10 protein-coding genes are annotated in these 11,672 nt (G+C 71.5%); 4 read left to right on the plus strand and 6 right to left on the minus strand.

Translation table 11 applies throughout. The annotated features are described in order from the left end of the window. Positions 1-46: 46 nt before the first annotated feature. On the minus strand, positions 47-445 hold the full coding sequence (locus AC13HU_RS19895) for an RNA-binding S4 domain-containing protein (protein ID WP_483043248.1): 399 nt from the start codon (positions 443-445) through the stop codon (positions 47-49). 191 nt (positions 446-636) lie between these two features. Then, positions 637-1,920, minus strand: coding sequence for a phosphodiester glycosidase family protein (locus AC13HU_RS19900; protein ID WP_483043249.1), 1,284 nt, complete (start codon positions 1,918-1,920; stop codon positions 637-639). Between the two features lie 182 nt (positions 1,921-2,102). Between AC13HU_RS19900 and AC13HU_RS19905 the strand changes: the two genes are divergently transcribed. Next, positions 2,103-3,095: a phosphotransferase family protein gene (locus tag AC13HU_RS19905; protein ID WP_483043250.1), complete on the plus strand. Its 993-nt coding sequence runs from the start codon at positions 2,103-2,105 to the stop codon at positions 3,093-3,095. Positions 3,096-3,329: 234 nt separating this feature from the next. Here the strand turns inward: AC13HU_RS19905 and AC13HU_RS19910 are convergent, their stop codons facing one another. The 3 genes from AC13HU_RS19910 to AC13HU_RS19920 form a co-directional block, all read right to left on the minus strand. After that, a complete protein-coding gene (locus AC13HU_RS19910; RefSeq protein WP_483043251.1) occupies positions 3,330-4,331 on the minus strand; it encodes a beta-ketoacyl-ACP synthase III in 1,002 nt (333 codons plus the stop codon). 525 nt (positions 4,332-4,856) lie between these two features. Beyond that, the gene (locus AC13HU_RS19915) at positions 4,857-5,630 is read right to left on the minus strand and encodes a hypothetical protein (RefSeq protein WP_483043252.1); all 774 of its coding nucleotides are present in this window, start codon (positions 5,628-5,630) and stop codon (positions 4,857-4,859) included. Further along, on the minus strand, positions 5,545-6,279 hold the full coding sequence (locus AC13HU_RS19920; protein ID WP_483043253.1) for a hypothetical protein: 735 nt from the start codon (positions 6,277-6,279) through the stop codon (positions 5,545-5,547). The genes AC13HU_RS19915 and AC13HU_RS19920 overlap by 86 nt, the downstream gene beginning before the upstream one ends. 403 nt (positions 6,280-6,682) lie before the next feature. On the opposite strand from AC13HU_RS19920, the gene AC13HU_RS19925 reads away from it, so the two are divergent. The 3 genes from AC13HU_RS19925 to AC13HU_RS19935 all read left to right on the plus strand — a co-directional run bounded on the left by AC13HU_RS19925 (position 6,683) and on the right by AC13HU_RS19935 (position 10,057). Then, a complete protein-coding gene (locus tag AC13HU_RS19925; RefSeq protein ID WP_483043254.1) occupies positions 6,683-8,032 on the plus strand; it encodes an ABC transporter substrate-binding protein in 1,350 nt (449 codons plus the stop codon). 98 nt (positions 8,033-8,130) lie between these two features. After that, a complete protein-coding gene (locus tag AC13HU_RS19930; RefSeq protein ID WP_483043257.1) occupies positions 8,131-9,051 on the plus strand; it encodes a carbohydrate ABC transporter permease in 921 nt (306 codons plus the stop codon). An 85-nt stretch (positions 9,052-9,136) separates the two neighbouring features. Further along, entirely contained in the window at positions 9,137-10,057 is a 921-nt protein-coding gene (locus AC13HU_RS19935; protein WP_483043255.1) for a carbohydrate ABC transporter permease, read from the plus strand. A 21-nt stretch (positions 10,058-10,078) separates the two neighbouring features. On the opposite strand, the gene AC13HU_RS19940 is transcribed toward AC13HU_RS19935, so the two are convergent. Further along, positions 10,079-11,422 carry a PucR family transcriptional regulator gene (locus AC13HU_RS19940; protein WP_483043256.1) on the minus strand — a complete coding sequence of 448 codons (1,344 nt, stop codon included), beginning with the start codon at positions 11,420-11,422 and terminating at the stop codon, positions 10,079-10,081. Between the last annotated feature and the right edge of the window lie 250 nt (positions 11,423-11,672).

Below are 11,672 nucleotides of genomic sequence, written 5' to 3' on the forward strand. Positions count from 1 at the left end.
CGGCAGAGGCCGCCGCCGGCCGGGCCGTCGGTGCGCGTGGTGGGGGTCAGTCGCGGGGGTGGCGGCCGTGGAGGCGCTCGAGTTCGCGGCGGTCGCGCTTGGTGGGGCGGCCGGCGCCGCGGTCGCGTACGCCCATGGCGAGGGCGTCGGTGCGCGGCGGCGGGGGCGGGCTGTTGTCGACGTACGCCTCGACGGCGACGGGGGCGCCGACGCGTTTGGCGAGCAGGCGGGCGATCACCACGACGCGCTCGCGGCCGGCGTGCACCAGCCGCACCTCGTCGCCGACCTTGACCGCCTGCGCGGGTTTGACGCGCTCGCCGTTGACCTTGACGTGGCCGGCCCGACAGGCGGTCGCCGCCTGCGACCGGCTCTTCGTGAGCCGTACGCACCAGATCCAGGAGTCGACGCGGACGGTGCCACCGAGCTGCTCGTGTTCTGCCGCCATGGATGAAGCCTACGGCGGGCGTCCAGCGGTTTTCACGGCATCGGCCGGATGGGTTGCGACGTTGCGACGTTGCGCCGGCTGGGCGCGGTCCGGCCGGCGCCGGGCGGGGCGTGTGAGGGTGGCCGGATGGGTACGGACGCGGCGGGGCCGGTGGGGGCATCGGGCTGGGCATGCGCGTACCCCCCAGGTCGTTAGCGCGCGTAGACCGCCACGAAGTCGCGGGTGGCCCGGACGTAGTAGCGGTCCGGCGGGTCCTCGAAGTCGAGGATGTTGGTGGGCTTGGGGTTGGCCGTGTCGTGGCTGCCGTCGTAGGACATGAAGGACGGCCAGGCGCGGTTCATGTCCAGCGGCATGGCGCGGACGGCGCCGGCCCGCTGCATGAGGTCGGCGAGGCTCTGCGCGGACAGTGCCTGGCCGACGACCATGATGATGTCGCCCTGGGCGGTGACGCCGACGCCGGAGCGGGGCACGAACATGCCGCCCTGGTCGCTGACGCCCCACTTGGAGTCGTCGCCGATGTCGGGGACGACCTTGCCGCCGTCGACCATCAGCTCCAGGCACTGGCGTACGCCGACCACGTCGGGGGTCATGCGCACGTCGCGGCCCCAGACGCCGACCTTGATGGAGCCGTCCTTGTAGAAGACCTCGGAGGCGGCGCCGTCGCGCAGTTCGCCGTCGGTCTTGCCGTCGAGGTAGAAGCCGCCGCGGGAGCCGCCGTCGGTGATGCGGAACCCGCCGTTCCAGGTGGCGACGAGGCCGGTGCGCTGACCCTTGGGGATGGTGGGCGGCACGTCGAAGGTGCCGCCGGGCTCCATGAAGCCGGGGTGGAGCTGGAAGCGGGCGTGCTTGCCGCTGATCCAGGCGACGGCGGCCTCGTAGGAGGTGTGGTCGCCGTCGGGGCGGACATAGGTGCCCTGCACGATGGGCTCGCCGTGGGCGCTGCTGAGGGTGCGGTAGACGCCCTCGCCGGGCAGGGCCGGGCCGACCGGCGGTTTCATGGGGGCGCGCAGTGCGACGAGGGGCCGGCCGGGTGCCGCGCCCTTGGCCCCGGGTACGGCGCCCGGTGCGGCGCCGGCCGCGGCGGTGGCGCCCGCGGTGGCCTGCATCCGGGCCAGCGCGTCGGCGGACAGCGTGCCGCCGACCTTCGGCGGGTGCATCCGGTACTGGACGTTCTCCAGTTTGTCGACCACGAAGCCGAGTTCGTGGTCGCGGGCCCACTCCGCCAGCCGGGCCTCGGTACTGTCGCTGCCGGGGTAGGTCAGCGCCCTTCCGACCGACCAGCCGATGGTGCCGGCGCACACCAGGCAGACGCCGAGCGCGCTGCGGGTGACGAGGTGGCGGCGGCGCAGTTGCGCGGGGGTCAGGTCGCGGCGGTGCTTCCAGGGCAGCAGCCGCCGCCTGCGCGGTCTGCGTCCGGGGCCGCCGCCCGCCGGGTCGGCGGTGTCACCGTCGGGCTGCTGTTCCGCGATCGTCATGCCGCTCCTTCCGTGTGCCCGCGCGCACATTAATCCGCTTTTCATACGTAATGACCCTTGCGGGTGCCGGCGTATCGCGCGGGCCCCCAGAAACACCCACCCGCCGCACGCCGCCCGCGCGCGGCGCCGCCGTAGGGTGGCCGGGCCCCGGGAGGGGCACCGACGACGAGGGGGCCACGGGCATGGCAGGACACGACGAGGTGGCGGCGGTGATGGCGCGTGCCGGGGTGCCCGGCAGCCGGATCGCCGCCGCCACCGCGCTGACCGGCGGCACGTACCACGCGCTGCACGCGGTGGACCTCACCGACGGCACCCGCCTGGTGCTGAAGGTCCCGCCGCCCGCGCACCTGCCGCGGCTGCGCTACGAGGCCGGGCTGCTCCACGGCGAGGAGCGGTTCTACGTGGGCGCCGAGGCGGCGGACGTGCCCGCGCCGCGGGTGGTGCGGGCCGAACCGGCCGAAGGCACCGGGCAGCCGCCGTACCTGCTGATGACGCACAGCCCGGGCCGGCCCTGGCACCTCGTGGCCGCGGCGGACAACATGGGGGACGACGAGAACGCCCGGCTGCGGGGCGAGTTGGGCACCTTGACGGCGCGGCTGCACGCGGTGCGCGGCCCGGCTTTCGGCTACCCGTCGGGCAGCACCGGCCCGCTCGCCGACCGGTGGGCGCCGGCCTTCGCCGCGATGACCGACGCGATCCTGGACGACGCCCAGCGGTACGACGCGTGGCTGCCGGTCACGGTGCCCGAGGCCCGCGCGGCGTTCGCTGCGGCCGGCCCGCTGCTGGCACAGGTGGAGACGCCGGCGCTGGTGCACTTCGACCTGTGGCCGGGGAACGTGCTGCTGGTCGGGCCGCCCGGCGCCCGTACCATCGGCGGGCTGATCGACGGGGAGCGGATGTTCTGGGGCGACCCGCTGGCCGACTTCGCGTCGCTGGAGCTGGTCGGCAGCGCCCCGGAGGACGATCCGGCCTTCCGCGCCGGCTACGCGGCGGGCGGCGGCTGCACCGAGTGGGACGCGACGGCCCGGCGGCGGATCGCGCTGTACCGGGCGTATCTGCACCTGATCATGCTGGTCGAGGTCGTGCCGCGCGGGTACGGCGGGGAGCACCTGGCCTGGGCGCGGGAGTTCGCCGGGTCCCGGCTGCCGGGGGAACTGGCCGCGGCGGCCGGCTGAAACGGTGGCGTACACCGGGCCGGCGGCGGCTGTGACAGAAGTGGCCGAATCCTTTCGGTGGACCGGGGTGCTCTGAGAGGATGCCCCTGCGGCTCGCGGCCGCCCTGACACGGCCGTAGGCTGCGCATTTCGCTCAGGCGGGGTGCCACACGAGGAGGCGGTGATCTGCGGATCACCGCCTCCTCGTGCTGCTGTGCGCCGTCGGCCGCTGGCCGGTACGGCCCTCTTGACGCGCTACGGCAAGGTCGCGACCACTGCCGCGTAGGACAGGCCGGAGCCGTAGCCGAGCAGCAGAGCGGTGTCACCGGAGCAGGCGTCACCCGCGGACAGCACCGCGTCCATCGCCATCGGGATCGACGCTCCCGAGGTGTTGCCGCTGGTCACGATGTCCTTCGCGACGGTCACCCGGGCGGGCAGCCCCATGGACTTGGTCATGCTGTCGATGATCCGCTCGTTGGCCTGGTGCGGGATGAAGGCGTCGAGGTCCTCGGGCCGCAGCCCGGCCGCCTCGATCGCCTGCGTGGCGACCTTGGCCATCTCGTACACCGCCCAGCGGAAGACCCGCTGGCCGTCCTGGCGCAGCGCGGGGAAGGGATGCGCCGGGTCGTCCCTGAGCGTGTTCCACGGCACGCTCTGCCGGATCACGTCGGCCTGCGAGCCGTCCGCACCCCACACCGCGGGGCCGATGCCGGGGGTCTGGGACGGACCGACCACGACCGCGCCCGCTCCGTCACCGAAGATGAAGGCGGTCGAACGGTCCGTCAGATCTATGATGTCCGACATTCGTTCCACCCCGACCACCAGCACGTGGCCGCCGCGGGCCCGCACGGCGTCGGAGGCGAGCACCACGCCGTGCACGAACCCGGCGCAGCCTGCGGAGATGTCGAATCCGGCCGCTCGGTCGGCGCCCACCCGGTGGGCGATCTCGGTGGCGATCGCCGGGGTCTGCATCAGGTGGGTGAAGGTGGCGGCGATCACGCACGTCACGTCGTGCGGGGTGATCCCCGCGGCGGCGATCGCCTTGAGGGCGGCAGCCTCGGCCATCACGCCCAGCGTCTCGTCCGGGTCCGCCCAGCGGCGGGTCACAATGCCCGTCCGCGCACGGATCCACTCATCGGAGGAGTCGATATGGCGACACGCTTCCGCGTTGTCCACGATCCTCCGGGGGCGGTACGCGCCCACTCCGAGAATTCGGCTGTGCGGTGCCCCCATGGGCACGGCGATCTCAGCTTTCATGGGAGCCTTTCAGGCCATCGACCGGCCGGGAGGTCCACGTCCCCGGCCACGGCACCCCGGGCGGGTGCCTCCCTGATTCTCCCGCGCACGCCGGGGCCCGCCACACAGCCACCCCGACACCCGCGCCCACGTCGCCCGGCCGCGCCGTCCGGCCGCGCGGCGCGGCAGCGGCACCGGCCCGGTGGGCGGCAGCTTCCCGCGGCCCGCCGGGCCCGCTTCCCCGCGTTGTGCGGGCCGCACCAACCGCCGTACGACCCAGGCGAATCGCACGGGTGATCCAGGGCCGTGACCGGCGAAGTCCGCCCGGTGGCGAGGCGTGCCGGCGGTCCCCCACGGCCTTCGGCGTGGGTGGTACCCCCAGCCTCGCAAGGCGGCCGGAAGCCCTCGAAGTGGGCCTACTCGGCCGATGCGGCAACTGGGGGCACTCCCCCTGGCTTCGCCGGGGGCACCCCCACCCAGGCGAAGCTCCGGCGGAGGAGGGCCGCGCCAGGGCGGCGAGCGGGGCACACCGTGCCGGGAGGGGCGCTAGCTCACCGGCACCGTCGGGGAGGCGGCGCCGGACGCGTAGGCGCGTGCGTAGTGCTCGTCGCCGAGGGCGGTACGGGCGGTGCACTCGTACTCCTCGCGGACGCCGCACAGTTCGGGCGTGCCGCGCTGCGGGTGGCCGACGCTGCGCCAGAACATCTCGCCGTGTCCGTAGACCCGTACGGCGTGCTCGGCCGCTCCCGCGGCGGCCAGCGCGGCGGCCAGCAGGTCGAGGCCGAGCGCTGTTCCGAAGCCGTCACCCAGCTGCCGCTTGGCGTCGAGCATGGCGTGGGCGCGGTCCGCCGCCTCGTGCGGGCGGCCCTGGAACAAGGCGATCAGGGAGAGCTGGTAGTCGAGGTGGGAGCGGGTCCAGCACTCGCCGATCTCCTCGCAGTGAGCGCGCAGTTCGATGGCGTCGCGGCGGGCCCGGTCCAGGTCGCCGAGGCCCGTGCGGGCGAAGATCTCCACGAGGTGGCAGCGCAGCCGCGCCGGGGAGTCGAAGGCGAAGCCGGGCGCCGCGGCGAGTACGGCACAGACGATGCGGCGGGCGTCCTCGGCGCGGCCGGTGAGCAGGGCCAGCAGCCCGGCGAGGTAGGCGGCGCGCTCGGGGTCGGTGCCGGACAGGTGGTCCAGCGCGGTGCGCAGATCGGTGTGGGAGTCCTCCACGACGCGGTAGCAGTGGATCTGGTCACTGCCGGGCCAGCTCTGCTCGGCCCGGCGGGCGAGCACGTCGAAGCGGGAGCCGAGGCGGGCGGCGACATCGGCGACGGACACCGAAGGACCGACCTGGGCGGCGGCCAACTCGACGGCCAGCGGGATGCCTTCGAGCCGCCGGCAGATCGACTCGGCGGCCTCGGCCGCGCCTTCGGCGGACAGCGCGTTCGGGTCCTGGTCGGCGACGCGCTGGGTGCACAGTGCCAGCGCGTCGGGGCCGGCCGCCAGCGGGGCGACCTCGATGACCTGCTCGGCCGCGCACTCCAGCGGGCGGCGGGCTGGTGGTCAGCAGCCTCAGCCCCGGCACGGCGGCCAGCACTTCGTCGACCAGCCGGGCGACCGCGTCGACCAGGTGCTCGCAGGAGTCGAGCACCAGCAACAGCCGTTTCCCGGACAGCCATTCGCACAGCGCCTCCACCGGCATCCGCGGGGAGTGGTCGGACAGGTCGACCGCGTCGCTGACGGTGGCGAGCAGCAGGTCGTCGCCGTCGAGGGTGGCCAGATCGGCCCACCACACGCCGTCGGGGACGATCTCGGGCGCCTGCTCGGCCAGCCGCCTGGCGGCGCGTTGGGCAAGCCGGGCCTTGCCGACCCCGCCCGCACCGGTGAGCGTGAGCAGCCGACGTGTCGCCAGCAGGCCGTCCAGCCGCGCCAGTTCGGGTCCACGACCCACGAAACTCGTTGTCTCCTGCGGAATGAAGCCCTTCATGACGACAGCCTGGCACCGAACGGGCACCGAGGGTAGCCAGTAGGCACGATCAAGTCGAACAGCTCCGGCGGCGCTCGCGCGGGCACGCCGCAGCCCCCCTTGACGGGCCGTCGGCCGCGGTGGGCGGCACCCGCGCGCACGGCCCGTTCGGCCTTCCCCGTTATCGAGTTGACGGAAGCGAACACGATTCAACACGGTGTGCGCATCACGGTCCGGCAACGCATCGACAGCAGGGCGTTGACGGTCTTCTGCATGTGGCGTAGAACTACCCTGCGATTGCGATGGCGTTTCATCTTGGTGACTTCTGTTGGAAACGGATCGGCGGGAAGGGTCGCCGGGAGGTTCCGCACCCGGGTATTCGCCAGCCGTCCACCAGATACGCCCACACACACATGGAGGCACCATGTCGGAGGTCGAGTCGTCGGGTATCACGGGCAGCCCGCTGTCCGCGACCCGCAGGAACCTGCTCAAGGGCGTCGGGGTCGCCGGCCTCACCGCCGCCGGCGGCGGCCTGCTCGCGGCGTGCGGTGGTTCCGACGACAAGAAGAAGGACTCGGGCAGCAAGAAGCCCGTCGCGGGGAGCACGGTGACCTTCGGGTCCAACTACTCCGATTCGGCGCCCAAGGACGCCTTCGCCGCGCTGACGACCGCCGCGACGGCGTCCAGCAAGGTGAAGGTGAAGATCAACACGGTCGACCACAACACCTTCCAGAACAACATCACCAGCTACCTGCAGGGCACCCCGGACGACCTGTTCACCTGGTTCGCCGGATACCGCATGCAGTACTTCGCCGCGCAGGGTCTGGTCGAGCCGATCGACGATGTGTGGGAGAAGATAGGCGGCAGCTTCAGCCCCGCGGCGAAGAAGCTTTCCACCGGTCTTGACGGCCACCAGTACCTGGTGCCGATCTACAACTACCCGTGGGTGGTCTTCTACAACAAGAGCGAGTTCGCCAGGCGGCACTACACCATTCCCACCACATGGGACGAATACATCGCGCTGGCGAAGCAGATGAAGAAGGACGGTCTGATCCCGATCGCCTTCGCCGACAAGGACGGCTGGCCCGCGCTCGGCACCTTCGACATCCTCAACATGCGGATCAACGGGTACGACTACCACAACAAGTTGATGACCCACAAGATCCCGTGGACCGACCAGGGCGTGCACACGGTCTTCCAGCACTGGGCCGAGCTCATGCCCTACATGCAGACCGGCGCCAACGGCCGGCTGTGGCAGGACGCCGCGAAGACCCTGGAGGCCAAGCAGGCCGGGATGATGTTCCAGGGCACCAACCAGGTCGCCGCGCAGTACGTGACGGACAAGGCCGACCTGGCCGACCTGGACTTCTTCACCTTCCCCGCGGTCAACCCGCAGTGGGGACAGGACTACATGGACGCGCCCACCGACGGGTTCATGCTCAGCAAGAAGGCAAAGAACACCGACGCCGCCAAGGCGATCCTGGAGTACATCGGCACCGGCCCGGCCGAGTCGACGTACCTCAAGACCGACCAGTGGGACGTCGGCCTGGTCACCGGCCTCCAGGTGCCGACGTACAACGCGATCCAGAAGAAGTCGGTGGAAGAGATCGCCAAGTGCAAGGCGGTCGCGCAGTTCATGGACCGCGACTCCGACCCGGCGATGGCCAACGCGATGATCGCGATCTGCCAGAAGTTCATCGACGACCCGAGCACCTCCAACATCACCAAGCTCCAGCAGAGCGCGGAGAAGCAGGCGAAGGCGATCTACTCCTGATGAGCGCTACGTCCCAGGGGCGTACCCCGGCGGCGGTGTCGGACAAGCCCGAGGACTCCAAGTCCCCGGTCCGGCGCCGCCGTCGGCGGTTGCGCACGATGAACACCCGCGACCGGATCGTGGTCGCGCTGCTGCTCGGCATACCTCTCCTGCTCGACCTGGTCTTCGTGTGGTTCCCGGCGATCGGCACGGTCCTGCTGTCGTTCACCAAGTGGAACGGCGTGGGCAGCCTGCATGAGAAGACGTGCAAGCCGAACATGCCGTCGATCCTCAACAACGGCTGCTGGTACGGCGTGCAGAACTACCACCAGGCCGCCACCATCTACCCGGAGTTCTGGCCCGCGGTCCGCCACAACCTGATCTGGTTGGCGGTCTTCGTGGTGATCGCCACCCCGCTGGGCATGCTCTTCGCGGTGCTGCTCGACCGCGGCATGCGCGGCACCCGGATCTACCAGAGCCTGCTCTTCCTGCCGGTGATGCTGTCGCTGGCGCTGATCGGCATCATCTGGGAGTTCGTCTACTCCCAGAACTACGGCCTGATCAACACCGTGATCGGCAGAAACGGGAACAGCAACGCCATCGACTGGCTGGGCAACCCCCATCTGAACCTGTGGGCGGTGCTGGTCGAGGCGACCTGGCGGCAGGCCGGGTACGTGATGATCCTCTACCTGGCCGGGCTCAAGGCCGTCGACCCGACGCTGCGCGAAGCGGCGCTGATGGACGGCGCGAACCCCTGGCAGACCTTCTGGCGGGTGATCTTCCCCGTGATGAAGCCGATCAACATCGTCATCATGGTGGTCACCGTCATCGAGAGCCTGCGCGCCTTCGACCTGGTCTACATCACCAACAAGGGCATCAACGGCCTCGAAATGCTGTCGGTGCTGGTGACCTCCAACATCGTCGGCGAGACCCAGCGGGTCGGCTTCGGCTCCGCACTCGGCGTGGTGCTCCTGGTGATCTCCCTGGTGCCGATCACGATCTTCCTCTATCAGACGTTCCGCCGGGAGGACACCCCGTGAGCGACGCATGCGAGGCAGGCGACGTGCAGACAAGCAACCGCCTGCGGCTTCGCCGAGCAGGCGGAGAAGCGAACAAGGAGAAAGCGTGAGCTCCGAGACCCTTACCCGGCCGCGGGCCGAGGCGCCGCGGGTCGGCGGCCCCGGTGCCAAGCCCCGATTGCGCGGGCAGATCGCCTCGCAGGCGTTCCTGATCATCGCCTCGGTGCTGTGGATCCTGCCGATCCTCTTCGCCCTCTACGTGGCGGTGCGCCCCTACTCCGACACCAGCAAGTACGGCTACGTGTCGCTGCCGCACCACCTGACGTTCCAGAACTTCCGGGACGCCTGGTCCCAGTCGAACATGCCGCACTTCTTCTGGAACTCGGTAATGATCACGGTACCGGCGGTGGTGATCGTGCTGGCGCTGGCCTCGGGCGTCGCCTTCGTCCTGGTCCGCGTCAACCTGAAGATCAACGTGGCGCTGCTGATCGTCTTCACCGCCGGCAACCTGCTGCCGCAGCAGGTCATCATCACCCCGCTCTACCGGATCTACCTGAAGATCCCGCTGCCGCAGTTCCTCGCGGAGAGCGGCCTGATGTACAACTCGATCTTCGGTCTGATCGTCATCAACGTCTCCTTCCAGCTCGGCTTCTGCGTGTTCGTGCTGAGCAACTACATGAAGTCGATCCCCGGTGAGATGTACGAGGCCGCGCTCGTGGACGGCGCCGGCCTGTGGACCAGGTTCTGGCGGCTGACCGTGCCGCTGTGCCGCCCGGCGCTGGCCGCGCTCGCGACCCTGCTGACCACCTGGATCTACAACGACTTCTTCTGGGCGATCACCCTGATGTCGTCGGGCGACAAGCGGCCGGTGACCTCGGCTCTCGCCAACCTCCAGGGGCAGTTCGTGAGCAACCAGAACCTCATCGCCGCGGCCGCGATGATCGCCGCGATCCCGACGCTGGTGGTCTACCTGTGCCTCCAGCGGCAGTTCATCGCGGGCCTGTCCCTGGGATCGAGCAAGGGCTGACCCGCGCGCTTTCACGCGCTTTCACGCGCCGTACGCCGCCAGCGCGGCCTGGAGCCTGGGCAGGTCCGGGCCGTGCGCGGCGTTCAACCCGGTCAGCGCGCTGGTCCGGCGCAGCCGGTAGTCCACCGTGTTCGGGTGGATGTGCAGCCGCTCGGCGGTACGCCGCCGGTCCAGCCCGCAGGCCAGGAACGTACGCAGCGTCTCCAGCAGGTCGGCGCGGCCCTCCAACGGGCGCAGCAGCGCGGCGAGCCGATCGCGGGCCGGGCTGGGCAGCGTGAGCTGGTACTCCAGCAGCACGTCGTCCAGCCGGTACAGGCCCGGGCCGCGCCCGCAGCTCTCGGCGACCTGCCGCACCCGGGCGGCCAGCCGGGCCGCTGCGGCGACGTCCTGCGGCGGCGCGGCAACCACCGCCGCGGTCAGCTCCGCCCCGCAGGCCCGCGCCATGTCCCGCAGGAGGCCGGCCAGCCGGTCGAAGTCGGCGTCGGGGCTGGAGTTGGGGCTGGAGCCAGGATGGAAGTTCGAGCCGGAGTTGGGGCCGGCATGGGTGCTGGTGCCCACGTTGGCGGCGGGCGCCGGCCCCGGGTCGTGGGCCGACGCGGCCGGGACCAGCGCGACCCCGCCGTCGGGTGACAGCGCCGACAGCGCCTCGCCGTGCGCCCAGCGGTCCAACTCCGCCCGCATCCGGCGCAGTTTGCGGCCCGCGGCGATGCCCGGGTCGACGCCGGGCGTGTGCTCGTCCGGGTGCGGGGCGGCGGCCACGCTCACCACCCAGTAGTGTTCCGGCAGCCGCATCCCCGCACGCTCGGCCGCCTGCCGCGCCGCGCCGCCGTCCAGCAGCGCCGACAGCAGCGCCTGACGCGCGCTCCGCCGTTCGCCGAGCGCGGCCTGGTTCTCGGCGATGTACCCGGCGAACACCGACTCGGTGACCGCGTCGAGGTAGCGCAGCAGCAGCTTCTGCGCGGCCAGCACATCCGCCAGATCCTCCGGCCCGGCGTCCGCCAGCACCTCGTCCAGGCACTCGTACGCGCCCAGGAAGTACGCCCCGACCACCGCGTCCAGCGGGATGTGCTCCTGCGCACGGCGCGCCGCCGAGCGGTGCGTCAGCGCCAACTGGGCCACGGTGGGCGGCTCCCCGGTCCGCAGCACCTGCGCGAAGGAGCGGATGCCGCGGACCACGACCGCGGTGATGTCGCCCCGCAGCTGCTCGGCGGGCAGTGACGCGTACACCGGTATCCGCTCGGTCAGCCGGGCGACCACGCGCGCGGCCAGCTCGTGCACGGCGGTGACCAGGCGCTTTTCGAGCGGGATGCCGCCGATGGTGATCGGGGCGGCGGGGCGTTGCGCCGCCGCGGGCTGCGTCGTCACAGGGCACCTCGCGGGTTTCGGGCGCGCGGGTCGGATCGCGGGGCCGTACGCGCCCCGATACGGGACCTTCCACTATTACCTACGGGTAACCCCGGTGTGAAGTGCCGCTCCCGGCTTTGTGCCCGGTCACAACCGTGCGGGTGAAAGTCTGCGCCACCACCCCAGGCTCACCGCGTACCGGCCCGGCACATGATGGCGTGACCCCGTGAGACCCGTCGAACCCGTACGACCCACGCACCCCGTGTGCACC

The organism is Streptomyces sp. NH27 (assembly GCF_056859195.1).